The sequence below is a fragment of the Streptomyces sp. NBC_01341 genome (genome assembly GCF_035946055.1).
Lineage (GTDB): Bacteria > Actinomycetota > Actinomycetes > Streptomycetales > Streptomycetaceae > Streptomyces.
In genome coordinates, this window is sequence record NZ_CP108364.1 from 3,900,664 (window position 1) to 3,915,126 (window position 14,463).

Sequence of the window (14,463 nt, forward strand, 5' to 3'; positions counted from 1 at the left end):
GGCGGCGGGCCGCCGCCGGACCTCACCGCCGGATCATCGACCGCTGCCTGCGCAGCAGTTCGGCCAGACCGCGACGCGTCGCCGCGATCACCACCCGGTCCTGTGCCCGCAGCACATACCCGGGGTGCAGGTCCCAGACCAGGCCGGAGGGCGCCTGCCCCGGCGCGAGCGGGTCGAACGGCGGCACGGCGGCCAGGTCCGGGAGGCGGTCGCCCGGCGGGGTCGCGTCCAGGGCCAGGACCCGCCACGCACCTGCCCGGAACGCCTGGTCGACCGTCCGGCCCTCCAGCTGCGGGTGGCCCGCCACCTCCAGGGCCGCGAACAGCAGCACCTTCCGCTCGACCGGCACCGCCCCCAGGATCTGGCGGCCCATCATCGCCACCGCGAACGCCGGGGCAGCCAGGTGGGACACCGAGCGGGAGCGGGTCAGGGCGTGCGGGTGCGCCGTGCGCAGGGTGCGGTAGACGGCGGTCGCGAACTCGTCGTCGAACAGGCGCAGTGCCACCCGCAGATCGGGCTTCACCGACCGGGCGTACAGCGCGGCCTCGAGGTTCGTCGTGTCGACGCTGGTCAGGGCGAGCAGGGCGCGGGCCCGGCGGATCTTGGCGGCCTCCAGGACGCCCTCCTGGGTGACATCGCCCAGGACCGTCGGGACGTGCAGGCTGCGGGCCAGCGGGATGCCCCGGGCCTCCGGGTCCTCCTCCACCACGACGACGGGTATGTCCAGCTCGCGCAGCCGCACGAGCACCCTCGTACCGATCTTGCCGAGGCCCAGCAGGACCACGTGGCCCGACAGACCGCGCGGCGGGCGGCGCAGCGCAGACGCGGTGCGCAGCGAGCCGAACGCCTCCAGGACGGCGGCGACCAGCAGGGGCAGCAGCAGGAGACCGGCCGTCCCGGACAGCAGCTGGATGACCTGGCGGGACGCGGGGTCGCCGTCCTCCACGGCGGGGTCGCCCATGGCCAGCAGGTCGAGCATCGTGAGGTAGGCGGCGTGCAGCGGGCTGTCGCCGGTGGTGATCACCGACGCCACGGCGAGGCCGACGACCGCCGCCGCGACGCCCAGCGCCGACCAGCGCAGCCTTCGCGAGAAGACCTGGCCGAGCGGGGCGCCCCTCCCGCCCATCCGGGTGGGTGCACGGTCGGGGTCCGCCTGGCTGATGGCCTCCAGGACGATCGTGCCCCGGCCGGTGGCCGCGTGCACCGTCGCCCGGTCGGGCAGGAGCTGCGGCCCTTCGTCGCCGCTGCTGTCGGAGCCCTCGGCGCCCGCCGGGTCCTGGCTGGTGGAGGACAGCAGCGCGAGGGTGCACAGCCCCGGGTCGGCGAGTTCGCCGTGCCGGGGCGGCGTGCGCTCGACCGCGCGCAGCAGCAGCCCCTCGGCCTGGATGACCTTGCTGCTGCCGGTCAGCGCGGTGGCGGCCAGCGCGGGGGCGGCCGTGTCGGCGTCGGACAGGACGGTGGTGGAGGCGTCGAGCGCCGCATGGTCGAGGCCCGGCATGGAGACGGCGGCGGCCTGGTCGAGAAGGGTTTCCAGGTGCTGTCCGAGCTTGCGGTTGTACAGCCGGATGACGAGCCGCAGACGTGGATTGAGACGGCGGGCCGTCAGGGCGGCGCGGATGTTGAGCTCGTCGTCGTCGTAGACGAGCGCGAGCGCGGCCGCCCGGTCGGCACCCGCCTCCTCCAGTACCTCGTCGGAGGGTTCGTGCGCCTCGATGATGCGGACGGCCTCGACCCCGGCGTTGGTGTCGCCCCCTCCGGCCGCCCCGTTGCGGTTCATGGCCGCCGACATCCGCCCGAACAGGGCGCTCGCACGGGCGCGTTGGGTCAGCGGCAGCTCCGGCCGGCTGATGTCGCGACCCGGCGGGAGCAGGAGGGTGACCCGCTCGCCGTACACGTAGCGCAGCTCGACGGCGAGCCGCCTGGCGAGGGCGTCGTCGCCACAGACGACCATGTGGCCGGTGACGTGGGGGCGTTGGGGCTGCTGCGGAAGTGGTGACACGGAACCCAGCATGCCGTGCTCCCTCCGGTTCGGTCGGGCGGGTCGGTGATCTTCGTGTGATGGACCCGGAGGGCGGGGCGGCGGGTCAGGCGGCCCTGCGCGGCAGAGGGCGCGGGGTGAACGCCGCGTCGTGCGGCAAGACCCAGAAGAACCCGCCCTCGGCGTCGTAGGAGTGGAGGAGTCCCGTACTGCCGGAGGTGAACACGGCGGCGGGCGCGGAGCGCCCCACCGGCCGGCGTACCCGCACGATCGCGGTCGATCCGTCGGCCGCCGCTACCTCCGCCTGCCCGAAGCCGGAGCCGGCGGAAACCGTGCGGATCGTGCAGACCCGGCCCACGAAGTGCTGCCGCGAGGAAGGAGGTTCCGCCGGGAAGCACCGGCGGAAGAAGCGTACGAGCAGGCGTACCGCGCCCCACGCGATCAGCAGCGCACCCGCGAGTACGGCGAGGTGGAGAGCGGCCCGCGGCGTGCCGGTGGTGCCTCCGCGCAGGACCAGGACCGACCCGGCGAGGCCGGTGAACCAGGAGATGACGACGAACAGCGACACCGACACGGCGACCGGCACCCCGGCGAATCCGACGGCTTCGGCGTCGAGGTCGGTGTCGAAGGAGTCGTGCCCGGCCGCTCCGGCAAGCACGAGCAGCCAGAAGCAGACGGCGACCACCAGGGCGGCGCCGAAGAGCACGGCTGGGAAGGTGATTGCTGCGGAAACGAGATCGGTCATCGGGCCCACCCCCTGCGACGCCGTGCGCGGCTCTACGGTCCAGGGGCCGGGCGGCGGACGGGACGTCGGGGCGCCGGTGCTGCGACGCCGCACGCGGCCCCGCAGCAACCGGTTTCTTCCCCCGTGGTCCCCCGTGATCCCCCGTTGTTTCCCCCGTGTGTTGCTGAACCGATCGTGTCAGCCGGGGCCGTCCGGCGCATTGCCGTGTTCCGGCAGGCTTCGCCGGGTCCCCCTGCCGGGCACCGGCACCGCCCGGCGTGCGTTGGGTGGGATGAACCGTGTGAGTGACGTGATGAGGAGAGAGCCGTGGCGGAGCCCGAGATCCCCGAGGAGTTCCTGGAGGACTACACCCGGATCCTGTCCGAGGTGGCGGACACCGGCCGCCGGCTCACGCGTGACGAGCTGGAGAACCGGCGCGCGCTCGGCCGGGAAGCCGCAGAGGCGGGGCACCAGTTGCGCGCCCTGGTGCGTCTCCATCTCGCGGAGACCCGCACGGCCTGGCCGCTCGCCGGCCCGGGGGCCGGTCCGGTCGCCACCGACGCCGTGCTGGCCGCCGTGGAACAGGCCGTGGATGCCTTCGCGGAGGGCTTCGAGCGGGCGCAGCGACTTACCGTGCGGCGCGAGGAGGCGGCGCGGCGGGAGTTCATCGACGACCTGCTGTACGGGCGCAGTGACCTGGGACGGCTCGCCGAGCGGGCCACCCGGTTCGGGCTTCGTCTCTCGCGGGCCCACGCCGTGGCGGTGGCCGCGGGCCCGGAGGCGTACACCGAGTCGGACGCCGTGCCGCGCCGGGTGGAGGCGGCTCTGCTCGGACGTTTCGGCGGCCGGAAGATCCTGGCCACCACGAAGGACGGGCGCATGGTCTGCATAGCCCCCGGCAGTCAGCCGGACGTGCTGCGGTACTTCGCGAAGCAGGCGCATGCCGCGACCGACGGCGGTCAGGTCGCGGTGGGCCGCCCGCACCGCGGTCCCGGCGGGGTCGTCCACTCCTACGACGAGGCGCTCGACGTCCTCGACCTGGCGAAGCGGATGGCCCTCGACGACCCGGTGCTGTACGCGAGTGACCTGTTGGTCTATCCGGTGCTGACCCGGGACCGGCAGGCGATGGCCGATCTCGTGCGCAGCGAGCTGGGTCCGCTGAGGAAGGCGAGGGGCGGTGCGGAACCGCTGCTGCGGACGCTGTCCGTCTACTTCGACGCGGGCTGTGTCGCGGCGGAGACGGCGCGGCGCCTTTCGCTGAGCGTGCGCGCCCTGACCTACCGGCTGGAGCGGATACACCAGTTGACCGGATCGGATCCCGCCGACCCGATGCACCGCTACAAGCTGCAGACGGCGGTGATCGGTGCCCGGCTGCTGGACTGGCCGGCGAGGGAGCTGTGACGCGCGGCACCGGCTCTACGGCCCCGGACCGCGAAGCGTGCGAGGTGCTGGTGCGTACGGCCCGTGAATCCGGGCCGCACGCCGTGGGCGGGGTTCTACAGGTCGAACTCGTGCGGCGGCAGGTCGAGCGCGAAGCACGCCTCCCGGACGACGGCCTGCTCGGACTTGTCGAAGTCACCGTCGGCGCCGCCGATGACGATGCCGATCTGGATGACGGCGCGGGCCTCGGCGGGCTTCTTCCTGGCCTTGCCGATCTCCTGGAGGACGCTGACCTTGCCGAAGGCGAAGTCCGCTGTCAGCTTGTCCACGTAGTCGTTGAACCGGCGCTGCAGGTCGTCCGCGGGGAAGTTCCGCAGCACGTCGTTGCCGGCGATCAGCGAGGCGACGCGCTGCCGCTCGGACGGGTCGATGGAGCCGTCGGCCGCCGCCACGAGGGCGCACATGGCCATGCTCGCGTCCCGGAACGCCCCGCTCTTGAGGTCGTTCTTCTTCGCCTCCAGCTGCGTCTGCATCGTCGACGCGGATTCCTTGATCCGATCCCAAAGGGCCATGACGTCTCCATACGTAGCGTTGCCTGTGATGCGGAACCAGTCGAACTCTACAACTGTGTAGAAGTCGCGTGGGTGGCGGTCCGCGGCACCGTGGCTGCCGGGACGGGAACCGGCCACCGGAGGGGCACTCGCCGTCGCCGTACGACGCCGACGGCCCCGGGGCGGGCGCCCCGGGGCCGTGAACAGCCGGGCAGGACCGATTCGGCCGGCCCGCCGGGCGCCCTCAGTCGGAGTCGCGCCCCGCGTGCTCAGGCGTCAGGTCGTCGTGCGACGGCATCGGCTCGTCGCGCGTCCCGGCCGGCTTCTTCCGCTTGCCGGCCAGCGCCGCCTGCAGCCTGGACGCGACCGGTTCCGTCCACCGGGCGGTGAGCGGCCCGGCGATCACCAGGATCAGGACGTACGCCGTCGCGATGGGCCCGATCCGCGGCTCCGTCGCCACGGCCAGACCGGCGATGACGATCGAGAACTCCCCGCGTGCGACCAGCGTGCCGCCCGCGCGCCACCGGCCGCGCGGACCGATCCCCGCCCGCCGGGACGCGTACCAGCCCGTGCCGATCTTCGTGAAGACCGTGACGATCGCCAGCAGCGCCGCCGGGAGCAGCACGGGCGGGATCTCCGCCGGATCGGTCGACAGGCCGAAGAACACGAAGAAGACGGCGGCGAACAGGTCCCGCAGCGGCGTCAGCAGCTTGCGCGCGCCCTCGGCGACCTCGCCCGACAGGGCGATGCCGACCAGGAACGCTCCGACCGCCGCCGACACCTGGAGCTGTTGTGCCACACCGGCGACCAGGACGGTGAGTCCGAGCACGACCAGCAGCAGCATCTCCGGATTGTCGGAGGACACCGCCCGGCTGATCAGCCTGCCGTGGCGCAGCGCGAGGTACAGCACGAACCCGACGGTCCCGAGCGCGATCAGCAGCGCGATACTGCCGCCCGCGAGGCCGACGCCCGCCAGCATCGCGGTGAGCAGTGGCAGATAGACGGCCATGGCGAGGTCCTCGATGACGAGGACCCCGAGGATGACGGGCGTCTCGCGGTTGCCGAGCCGCCCCATGTCGGTCATCACCTTGGCGATCACGCCCGACGACGAGATCCAGGTGACCCCGGCCAGCGCGACCGCGCCGACGGGGCCCCACCCGAGCATCAGGCCGGCGATCGCACCGGGCGTCGCGTTGAGCACGAAGTCGACGACTCCGGAGGGGTACTGCGTCTTGAGGCTGGTGACGAGTTCCGAGGCGCTGTACTCGAGCCCGAGGAGCAGCAGGAGCAGGATGACGCCGATCTCCGCCCCGATGGCGGTGAACTCCTCGCTCGCGCCGAGCGGCAGCAGGCCGCCTTCTCCGAACGCGAGTCCGGCGAGCAGGTAGAGCGGGATCGGCGAGAGTCCTATCCGCCCGGCGAACCTTCCGATGATGCCGAGTCCCAGGATGACGGAGCCGAGCTCCACCAGCAGTGCGGTCGTGTCGTGCACGGTCAGCCCTCCGCAATGATCTCGGAGAGCGTGTCCACGCCCTCACGCGTTCCGACGACGACGAGCGTGTCCCCGATGGCCAGCCGGAAGTCCGGTCCGGGCGACGGGTGCGCGCTGTGCGTCCGCAGGACGGCCACGATCGACGCCCCGGTCCTCGTCCGGGCCCGGGTGTCCCCGAGCAGCCGCCCGCCGTACGGCGAACGGGTTCCGAGCGGGATGTGCTCGGTGACCAGGTCGATGCCCTCCGTCCGCACGGCGTCGATCGGCGCCGCGTCGATGAGGTGGGCGAGTCCGGTGGCCTCGGCCGTGGTCAGGGGCACGGAGAGCACGCACGAATCGGGGTCGTCCTGCTCGTAGAACCCGAGGAACCGGCGTCCGTCGTGATGCACGACGACCGAGATGTGCTGCCCAGACTCCGTCGTGTAGTCGTACTGGACGCCGACTCCTGGCAGCGATGTGCGGTGGGTTCCCATGGCTTCCTCCCGAGGAGCGCGCGGCGGCAGGGCACGCTTTTGATCATCTCTTTAGCTGCTCATTACCCTAACCGGGGGCGGTCTCCGGTTGTCGGGCGCGGAAGGGGGGCCCGGACACGGCGGCGCCGTGGGTGCGGCCTCGTCATCGTCCGCCATGGCCGCTTCGAGGGCTTCGACTCCGGGCTGCCCGTCGACGAGCAGCTCAGGTACGCGGAGGGGACGCTCACCCCGGCGTGCGGCATCGACGAACGGGCGAGGGCGGGGGCATCTGCCGGGCTCTCTCGTCCCGTACCGCGGCGGCCCGCGTCAGGGCCGGCCGCGGTACCCGGGCGGTACCGCGGCCGGCCCTGACGGTGTCAGTCCTTGATCTCGATCTTCTCGCCGTTGGCCGAGGAGGAGGGGACCGCGGCCGACGGGGCGGTGCCGGCCGTCTTGGCCTGAAGGTTCTTCAGCAGCGCGCCCAGGTCCACACCCGTGGTGGAGTTGAGGAGCTCGATCCCCTGCGCGACGTTGTCGGTGACCGTGCGGGACAGCTGACTGGCGCCGTCCGTCGAGATGACGGTCATCTTGTCGATCGCGCTCAGCGGCTCCGCCGCCTTGGCGACGACCTGCGGGAGTACCTCGACCAGCATCTGCAGGACGGCCGCGTCACCGTACTGTTTGAAGGCGTCCGCCTTCTTCTGCATGGCCTCGGCCTCGGCGGCGCCCTTCGCCGCGATGGCGGCGGCCTCGGACTCGCCCTCGATGCGCACGGCGTCGGCGAGTGCCGAGCGGTGCAGCTTCTCGCCCTGGCCGGTCAGACGGGACCGCTCCGCGTCGGCCTCGGCCTCCTTGACCTGGGCGATGCGACGGGCCTCCGCCTCCTGCTCCGCGCGGTAGCGGGCGGCGTCGGCGGGCTTGCGGACCTTGGTGTCGAGCTCGCGGTCGGTCAGGGCCGCCTGCCGCTCGGCGACCTTCTCCTGCTCGGCGAGCACCTCCTGCTGGCGGGCGGCCTCGGCGAGCGGACCCGCGGCGTTGGCCTTGGCCGCGGCGGCCTCGGTCTCGGCCTTGATCTCGGCCTGCTTCAGGTAGAACGTCCGCTCGGCGATGGCGATCTCCTCGGCGGCCTTCAGCCGGGCCTGCTCGGACGCCCGCCGGGCGATGGCCTCGGCGATGTCGGCCTCCTGCTTGGCGCGCGCGGCCTCCGGGCGGCCGAGGTCCTCCAGGTAGGAACCCTCCGTGGTGATGTCCTGGATCTGGAAGGCGTCCAGGATCAGGCCCTGGCCGGAGAGGCTGGCCTCGGCCTCCTCGGCGACCTGTCCCGCGAACGCGGCACGGTCGCGGATGATGTCCTCGACGGACATCCGGCCGACGATGGCCCGCAGCGCGCCGGACAGCACCTCCTGGGTGAAGCCGACGATGCCGTTCTGCTGCTGGAGGAAGCGCTGGGCCGCGGCCCGGATCGCGTCCTCGCTGCCGCCGACCTTGACGATCGCGACGCCTTCGAGGTTGGACTTCACGCCTCGCAGGGTGACGGCCCCCCGCACGGCGACGGGGATGTGCCGGCTGGAGAGGTCGAGCGTGAACTTCTGCTGGACGAACGGCACGACGAAGACCCCGCCGCCCACGACGACCTTCTGGCCGCTGTTGTCGATGCTGGTGCGGCCGGTCACCGGATCGGTGGACTTCTTGCCACGCCGCCCGGTGATGATGAAGGCCTGGCTGGGGCCCGCGACCTTGTACCGGGTGATCACGGCGAGGGCCAGGAGCACGACAAGTACGACGATGCCGATGATGGCGATCACTACTGGACTCATGAAAGGTGTCCCCCCTGCGTCCCGACGGGACGGCAGTGTGTTCGGTTGTGCGAGTTCCGGACTGGCGGGCTCGCTCGGTGGTGTCAGCGCTCGACGGGGCGCACGGTGACCGAGGTGGTGGAGAGCATGGCCTCCACCCAGATCTCGGCGCCGCGTTCGACCGGCACGGCGCTCTTCGCGGAGAACTTGACGGTCTGGCCCGCGAGTCGCAGCAGCACCTCGCCGTAGCCGTCGGCGGGGATCGGCGTGACCACCGATCCCGAGGTGCCGATGAGATCGGCGCCCCGTGGTGTGGCGGTGGTCTGATCCCTCATCAGGGCCTGGCTGAACTTCCAGGTCAGCCAGGCGGCGACGAGGCCGGCACCGGCGCCCGCCGCGAGAGCCACGGGAATCCCGGCACCCGTGGTGCCGAGCACGATCGCACCGCCGAAGCCGAGCATCGAGAGGAATCCGGCGATGACGGGCAGCGAGAGCAGGCCGTCGAAGAAGCCGTTGAGCAGGCCGCCCAGGGCATCACCGAGGAGCCCTTCGAGGATCCCGTCGAAGATCAGGGACAGGGTCAGAAGCGCGATTCCCGCAATGCCGAGACCGAGAAAAATGGTCACGCGATCACTCCCCCGGTGTCGCTGTTCCCCCGAAACGTTCCCGTCGAACTGCCTGAATGGTCCCATGCCGGACCCCGCCGTGGTACTGCCGGAGTCCGGCAGTTTTCAGGGAGTTGCGATGCCGGAAAGCTGCCCGGCGAGCGTGTCCAGCGACTGGAACGTGGCACCGAGCAGGGCGACGTGCTTCCACCTCAGCACCCCGTCCGGGCCGATCAGGAAGACGGAACGGCGTACGCCGATGCCGGGCGCCGCGACTCCGTACGCCCGGGCGGTCTCCCGTGCCTCGTCGGCCAGCAGCGGCATGCGCAGCCCGTGGCCGCGGGCGAAGTGCTCATGACTGTCCACACCCTGTGGACTGATTCCCCAGACCTCCGCGTCGAGGCCCTCGAAGGTCTCGAGGCCCGAGGAGTAGGAGCAGAGCTGCTTCGTGCAGACGGCCGTGTTGTCGCCGGGGTAGAAGGCGAGCACGACGGCCCGGCCGCGGGCGGCGGAGAGCGAGTAGTCGGACCGGGTGAAGGTGTCGTCGGTGAGCACACCGCCCGGGAGGGTGAAGTCGGGTGCCTGCTGGCCGGTTCGGGGTCCTGACGCCATGTCGGCGCCTCCTCGGTTCGCGTACGGGAAGGGGTCCATGCCTCGTACAGTGAACGGCACTTCCCGCGCAGCGACACGTCCGACCCATCCGCAGGCCGTCCGGCACCGAATACAGGGAGAACGCGGGGCACCGGCCCCGCACCCCGATCTGGAGGCGCGTGTGGCCGAACGACCGCCGTCGGCAGCGGTGCTCATCCTCCACGGCGGCTACGAGACCGGCCTGGCGGCTCCCGCGCCGGGGGCTCTGAACCTGCCCGGCCTGCGCATGCTGCCGATATCGCGCGCCGTGTCCCACGCGGTCCGCGGTGACTCCGGGGTGCGGGTGCAGCGCGTGCGCTACACGCACCGGGGCTGGAACGGCGCCCGGAAGGACCCCCTGCACGACGCGGTGCGCGTCCTGGACGACCTCCGGCGCGAGGCGGGTGACATCCCGGTCGTCCTCCTCGGTCACTCGATGGGCGCCCGCGCCGCCCTGCACGCGGCCGGCCACCCCCTGGTCCGCTCGGTGGTCGGCCTCGCCCCCTGGTGCCCGCCGGGCGACCCGGTGACACAGCTGGCGGGGCGGGACGTCGTCCTGCTGCACAGCACCCGGGACCGGGTGACCAGCCCCCTGGCGTCCCAGTCCCTCACGCTGAGGGCCCGCCGCGCGGGCGCCCGTACCTGCCTGGTGACGATCCCCGGCAGCGACCACGCGATGATCCGCCGCGCCCCGGCCTGGCACCACCTCGCCGGACTGCTCGTGACCGGTCTGCTGGGCATGGCCCCGGTACCGGAGCGGGTCGAGGCGGCCCTGGAGCTGCCTCCCGGAGCCGCCGCGTCGGAGGGGACGCTGTCGCTGGACCGGCTCGACGCCGGTGCGACGCTCTCACGGAGATGCGGGGCGGCGCGCGGCGGCAGACGATGAGGGAGCCGGGTGCCGGACCGCCCGTGGGGGCCGACGGCTCCGCAACCGCCGGGCCATGATCCGTCTGGAGGCTCCGTTGCAGGCCGAAGCGCACGCCGACCCGCCGCCCTTCGACGCGACAGCGCTGGCAGGACTCGTCGGCGGCAGCCAGGCCGGGGTCGCGGTGTTCGACACCGGGCTCCGCTACGTCTACGTGAACGCGGCACTCGAACAGGTGAACGGTGTGCCGGCTGCCGCGCACCTCGGCAGAACCCTGGCCGAGGTCCTCCCCGAGGTCGACGGGCGGACCGACCTCATGAGCCAGGTGCTGGCCGACGGACGACCCCGTGAGTTCACCACCAGCGGGCGGACCTGGGCGGACTCCGTCGTGCAGCGCAGGTACTGGCGGGTCGCCTGCCACCGCCTCGAAGAGGACGGGCGCGTCCTGGGCCTGGTCGCCGTCGCGCAGGAGATCACGGCCACCAGTACCCAGCACGAGGAACTGGAGCGCGCACGGAGCTATCTGACACTTCTGGACACCGCAGCCGTCAGCATCGGTACGACGCTCGACGTGGAGGCGACCTGCCAGGAACTCGCCGAGTTCGTGGTGCCGGTCATGGCCGACGTCGCCGTGGTCGAGACGATTCCCGTGGAGGACGGGCACCCGCGGCGCGAGCCGCCGCCCGGGGTGCTGAGGCTGCGGCGGGCCGGCGTGGCCGCCGTTCCCGAACTCGTCGGCCTGGTCGACCGTTTCGGCGGAGCGGGGGAGGACGTCGAGTATCAGGAGGGCACCGCGGTGCCCCGGTGTCTGGCGGCCGACCAGCCGGTCATCGAGGACCTGGCCGGCGACGAGCAGCTCATCCGCTCGCTGCTCACCCCGGAGCGGTTCGCCGCCTACCGGGCCATCGGTCTCCACTCCGCGGTCGTCGTACCGCTGACGGCGCGCGGACGCCCGCTGGGGGCGCTCAGCCTCCTGCGTGCCGGGGATTCGCCGCCCTTCACCGAAGGGCTGGACGTCGTCGTCGCCAGGACCCTGGCCGGCCGCGCGGCCGTGGACGTCGACCACGCGTACCGCTACACGCACGAGCACCACGTCGCCCGGGAGCTCCAGCGGTCCCTGCTGTCCGAGCCGCGGGGGCCGGGCCACGGCATCGAGATCGCCTCCCTCTACCTGCCCGCGGGGGCCGGCGCGGTGGTGGGCGGAGACTGGTACGACGCCATCCCGTTGCAGGGGGGACGCCACCTCAAGGTGATGGGCGACGTGATGGGCCATGGCGTGGAGGCCGCTGTCGCCATGAGCAACTACCGCTCGATGCTGCGGATCATGGCCGACGACGACCAGCCGCCCCACCGCATTCTCGAACGGCTCGACAAGGCGGTCGAGCAGTCGGGCCTGGACCGGGCGGCGACCTGCCTGGTGGTGGTCGTCGACCGGCGGCGGGGCATCTGCCAAGTGGCCAGCGCCGGACATCCGCCGCCCGTCTTCATCGACCCCGGCGAGCCCCGGGCGCGCGTGGCGCGGGTGCCCGTGGGGCCGCCGCTGGGCACGGGCATGGGCGGGTACAGGACCGCGGTCATGCCGTGTGGTCCGGGGACGGTGCTGTTCATGTACACCGACGGTCTCGTGGAACGCCGGGGCGAGGACATCGACGTCTCGATCCAGCGGCTGTCCCGGCTCACGATGCCGGTGAGCGGGCGGCTCGAAGACCTGCTGGACGAGGTCGTGGACCGTTTCGCGGACGCGGCGGAGGACGACATCGCCGTGCTCGTCTCACGGAGCCGGGGCCACTGAACGCCCGTCGCCCGCCGCGTCCTGCGCCGCGCCGGGCGCTGTCGGTGGCGGATGCGAGGATCCCCCGCATGGAACCGCTGCTCATCGCCGACATCGAGGCCGCCGTACGCGCAAGCTGGGGCGCGGACACCACCACGCCCGAGTACCGGCCGCGCTGGAACGCCGCGAATCCCGCGCGGGACCAGTGCGGCGTCACCGCCCTGGTGCTGCACGACCTCCTGGGGGGCGAGCTGATCCGGGGCGAGGTCAGGGTGGACGGCGAGCGCGTGGACTTCCACTGGTGGAACCGCCTGGGCATGGGTGTCGAGGTCGACCTGACCCGGGAGCAGTTCGAGGCGCACGAGATCGTCTCCGGCGGCGTGGTGATCGAGCGGCCGGACGAGATCGTGCGCCTGCGCGCGGAGTACGAGCTGCTGCGCGACCGGGTGCTGGGGCGTCTCGGGGTGCGGACACGTGGAGAGGTGCCGGCCCCGGTGGTCCGAGGGCGGCGGGGCAAGGACGGCCGCTTCCGCTTCGGACGGTCGTGAGGGCTGGGCCGCCGGCTTCGGCCGGGGCCGCGGTGGCGCGGCCCCGGGGGGCTCGGTCAGGCCTGCTGCCGGGAGCGTCCGCGCAGCCGGCGCAGGATGAGCAGGGCGGATGTGACCAGGGGCAGCAGCCCCGCCACGGTGTTCGCCGTCGTCAGCCTGTCCTGGCCGCCCCGCGTCCTGCGGATCTGTTTGACGGAGCGGATGACGGCGAACGCGCTGCTGCCCAGGCTGAGGATCAGACCGGCCTTGGAGTTCGTGGGTTTCCTGCGCATTTGCGTGCCTCCCGGTGGCATCACTGCACGGCCCCCCCGTCCACGTAACCGGGTGGGAGGCGGGCCCGCAATCGGGGGCGCCCCCCCGTCCCGGCGGTGCGGACCGTCACGCGCGGGACGGCGCACGTTCACGACCGGGGGAGGGGCGTCACCGCCGACGGGGACGGGGTGCGCCGACGTCGTGGGGGCACGTGAAGTAGCCCTTCACGACGGGGGATGCGTGAAGGGCTACCCGTGCAGTATGACCGTTTGCGGGTCGGCGGACAACTGACCGGTCGGTCAGCGATATTGGGTCGCTCGCAGGCCCCAGGAGCGTGCCCCGCGGGTGCTCGTGCGGCACCGGGTGCCGCACGAGCGGAGGAAACCTGCTCCGGCGGCAATAGACATGACCTATTCGTGTGCCTAGGCTTTCCTGTGCGGCCAGGCTGTATCGAGAGCCCGGTGCACAGCAGAAGAGGTACAGATGCCCCCGGAGTCCCCGTCCCAGGCAACGGACCGTCTCGATGACGACGACTACCCCGCGTACACCATGGGGAGGGCCGCGGAGATGATCGGCGCGACCCCGGGTTTCCTTCGCGCCATCGGTGAGGCCCGGCTGATCACGCCCCTGCGCTCCGAGGGCGGCCACCGCCGCTACTCGCGCTACCAGCTCAGGATCGCGGCGCGGGCCCGCGAGCTGGTCGACGGCGGTACGCCCATCGACGCGGCGTGCCGCATCGTCATCCTGGAGGACCAGCTCGAGGAGGCCCTGCGCCTCAACGAGGCGCTGCGGAGGCCCGCTGCCGGCAGCGGTGGCGCCGATTCCTGACCGGCGCACCCGCACATATCTGTTTCGGTGGGCACAGAAATACGCGCAAAGACCGGTGAGGGTTTATGTCGTGTGCGGTGGAAAGCCGCGGCAGTGATATGGCGTACAGCTCGCTTGTGCCCGAATCGTGCTACTGTTGATCTCAGTTGCAGTTGTGGTTCCCAAAACTTCAAGTGCTCTCGCCGTTTTCACTCCGGCGGGTGCGCTTTTGTATTTCCGGTCTCTTCCGGACGGGGCAATCATTTGCGGCGACGTAGGGTCCGCACAGTGTGGGCCCTCGGGCAACGCCCCGAAGGAGATATGACATGGCTACTGGCACCGTGAAGTGGTTCAACTCGGAAAAGGGCTTCGGCTTCATCGAGCAGGAGGGTGGCGGCGCGGACGTCTTCGCCCACTACTCGAACATCGCCTCCTCCGGCTTCCGTGAGCTGCAGGAAGGCCAGAAGGTGAACTTCGACGTCACGCAGGGCCAGAAGGGCCCGCAGGCCGAGAACATCACCCCCGCCTGATCACTCGGGCGTACGGCGCAGCTGGGGCCCGCACCTTGGGGTGCGGGCCCCAGCTCGTTGTGTTTTTCCGGCCGTGACCACC

15 protein-coding genes are annotated in these 14,463 nt (G+C 72.1%); 6 read left to right on the forward strand and 9 right to left on the reverse strand.

The genetic code is table 11. The annotated features are described in order from the left end of the window. Nucleotides 1-22: 22 nt before the first annotated feature. Nucleotides 23-2,011 carry an NAD-binding protein gene (locus OG206_RS17230; RefSeq protein ID WP_327116979.1) on the reverse strand — a complete coding sequence of 663 codons (1,989 nt, stop codon included), beginning with the start codon at nt 2,009-2,011 and terminating at the stop codon, nt 23-25. Between the two features lie 73 nt (nt 2,012-2,084). Continuing rightward, nucleotides 2,085-2,723 carry a hypothetical protein gene (locus tag OG206_RS17235; protein ID WP_327116981.1) on the reverse strand — a complete coding sequence of 213 codons (639 nt, stop codon included), beginning with the start codon at nt 2,721-2,723 and terminating at the stop codon, nt 2,085-2,087. 306 nt (nt 2,724-3,029) lie between these two features. Here OG206_RS17235 and OG206_RS17240 point away from each other — a divergent pair, with 306 nt between their 5' ends. Continuing rightward, nucleotides 3,030-4,103, forward strand: a complete 1,074-nt coding sequence (locus OG206_RS17240; RefSeq protein ID WP_327116983.1) for a PucR family transcriptional regulator — start codon at nt 3,030-3,032, stop codon at nt 4,101-4,103. A gap of 95 nt (nt 4,104-4,198) precedes the next feature. Here OG206_RS17240 and OG206_RS17245 read toward each other — a convergent pair whose 3' ends face one another. From OG206_RS17245 to OG206_RS17270, 6 genes are all read right to left on the reverse strand, one after another. After that, nucleotides 4,199-4,654 (reverse strand): tellurite resistance TerB family protein, encoded by a 456-nt coding sequence (locus OG206_RS17245; RefSeq protein ID WP_327116985.1) that lies wholly within the window; start codon nt 4,652-4,654, stop codon nt 4,199-4,201. Between the two features lie 223 nt (nt 4,655-4,877). Then, entirely contained in the window at nt 4,878-6,125 is a 1,248-nt protein-coding gene (locus tag OG206_RS17250; RefSeq protein ID WP_327116987.1) for a cation:proton antiporter, read from the reverse strand. A gap of 2 nt (nt 6,126-6,127) precedes the next feature. After that, nucleotides 6,128-6,598 carry a cation:proton antiporter regulatory subunit gene (locus OG206_RS17255; RefSeq protein ID WP_327116989.1) on the reverse strand — a complete coding sequence of 157 codons (471 nt, stop codon included), beginning with the start codon at nt 6,596-6,598 and terminating at the stop codon, nt 6,128-6,130. A 356-nt stretch (nt 6,599-6,954) separates the two neighbouring features. Continuing rightward, entirely contained in the window at nt 6,955-8,394 is a 1,440-nt protein-coding gene (locus OG206_RS17260; RefSeq protein ID WP_327116991.1) for a flotillin family protein, read from the reverse strand. 83 nt (nt 8,395-8,477) lie between these two features. After that, nucleotides 8,478-8,999, reverse strand: coding sequence for a hypothetical protein (locus OG206_RS17265; protein WP_327116993.1), 522 nt, complete (start codon nt 8,997-8,999; stop codon nt 8,478-8,480). A gap of 105 nt (nt 9,000-9,104) precedes the next feature. After that, entirely contained in the window at nt 9,105-9,590 is a 486-nt protein-coding gene (locus OG206_RS17270; protein ID WP_327116995.1) for a peroxiredoxin, read from the reverse strand. Nucleotides 9,591-9,750: 160 nt separating this feature from the next. Here OG206_RS17270 and OG206_RS17275 point away from each other — a divergent pair, with 160 nt between their 5' ends. The 3 genes from OG206_RS17275 to OG206_RS17285 all read left to right on the forward strand — a co-directional run bounded on the left by OG206_RS17275 (nt 9,751) and on the right by OG206_RS17285 (nt 12,792). Then, nucleotides 9,751-10,494 carry an alpha/beta hydrolase gene (locus OG206_RS17275; protein WP_327116997.1) on the forward strand — a complete coding sequence of 248 codons (744 nt, stop codon included), beginning with the start codon at nt 9,751-9,753 and terminating at the stop codon, nt 10,492-10,494. A 55-nt stretch (nt 10,495-10,549) separates the two neighbouring features. Next, a complete protein-coding gene (locus tag OG206_RS17280) occupies nt 10,550-12,265 on the forward strand; it encodes a SpoIIE family protein phosphatase (protein WP_327116999.1) in 1,716 nt (571 codons plus the stop codon). Nucleotides 12,266-12,333: 68 nt separating this feature from the next. Next, on the forward strand, nt 12,334-12,792 hold the full coding sequence (locus OG206_RS17285; protein ID WP_327117001.1) for a YunG family protein: 459 nt from the start codon (nt 12,334-12,336) through the stop codon (nt 12,790-12,792). 56 nt (nt 12,793-12,848) lie between these two features. On the opposite strand, the gene OG206_RS17290 is transcribed toward OG206_RS17285, so the two are convergent. Then, complete coding sequence (locus OG206_RS17290) at nt 12,849-13,064, reverse strand: hypothetical protein (protein WP_327117003.1); 216 nt, start codon at nt 13,062-13,064, stop codon at nt 12,849-12,851. Between the two features lie 463 nt (nt 13,065-13,527). On the opposite strand from OG206_RS17290, the gene OG206_RS17295 reads away from it, so the two are divergent. Next, nucleotides 13,528-13,872 carry a MerR family transcriptional regulator gene (locus tag OG206_RS17295; protein WP_327117005.1) on the forward strand — a complete coding sequence of 115 codons (345 nt, stop codon included), beginning with the start codon at nt 13,528-13,530 and terminating at the stop codon, nt 13,870-13,872. 305 nt (nt 13,873-14,177) lie between these two features. Next, entirely contained in the window at nt 14,178-14,381 is a 204-nt protein-coding gene (locus OG206_RS17300) for a cold-shock protein (protein ID WP_327117007.1), read from the forward strand. The last annotated feature ends 82 nt before the right edge of the window (nt 14,382-14,463 follow it).

Excerpts from the sequence above, each read along its gene's own strand:
- OG206_RS17290 (WP_327117003.1), bottom strand. The coding sequence starts at position 13,064 with ATGCGCAGGAAACCCACGAACTCCAAGGCCGGTCTGATCCTCAGCCTG.
- OG206_RS17255 (WP_327116989.1), bottom strand. The coding sequence starts at position 6,598 with ATGGGAACCCACCGCACATCGCTGCCAGGAGTCGGCGTCCAGTACGAC.
- OG206_RS17285 (WP_327117001.1), top strand. The coding sequence starts at position 12,334 with ATGGAACCGCTGCTCATCGCCGACATCGAGGCCGCCGTACGCGCAAGC.
- OG206_RS17235 (WP_327116981.1), bottom strand. The coding sequence starts at position 2,723 with ATGACCGATCTCGTTTCCGCAGCAATCACCTTCCCAGCCGTGCTCTTC.
- OG206_RS17280 (WP_327116999.1), top strand. The coding sequence starts at position 10,550 with ATGATCCGTCTGGAGGCTCCGTTGCAGGCCGAAGCGCACGCCGACCCG.
- OG206_RS17260 (WP_327116991.1), bottom strand. The coding sequence starts at position 8,394 with ATGAGTCCAGTAGTGATCGCCATCATCGGCATCGTCGTACTTGTCGTG.
- OG206_RS17295 (WP_327117005.1), top strand. The coding sequence starts at position 13,528 with ATGCCCCCGGAGTCCCCGTCCCAGGCAACGGACCGTCTCGATGACGAC.
- OG206_RS17245 (WP_327116985.1), bottom strand. The coding sequence starts at position 4,654 with ATGGCCCTTTGGGATCGGATCAAGGAATCCGCGTCGACGATGCAGACG.
- OG206_RS17300 (WP_327117007.1), top strand. The coding sequence starts at position 14,178 with ATGGCTACTGGCACCGTGAAGTGGTTCAACTCGGAAAAGGGCTTCGGC.
- OG206_RS17270 (WP_327116995.1), bottom strand. The coding sequence starts at position 9,590 with ATGGCGTCAGGACCCCGAACCGGCCAGCAGGCACCCGACTTCACCCTC.
- OG206_RS17230 (WP_327116979.1), bottom strand. The coding sequence starts at position 2,011 with ATGCTGGGTTCCGTGTCACCACTTCCGCAGCAGCCCCAACGCCCCCAC.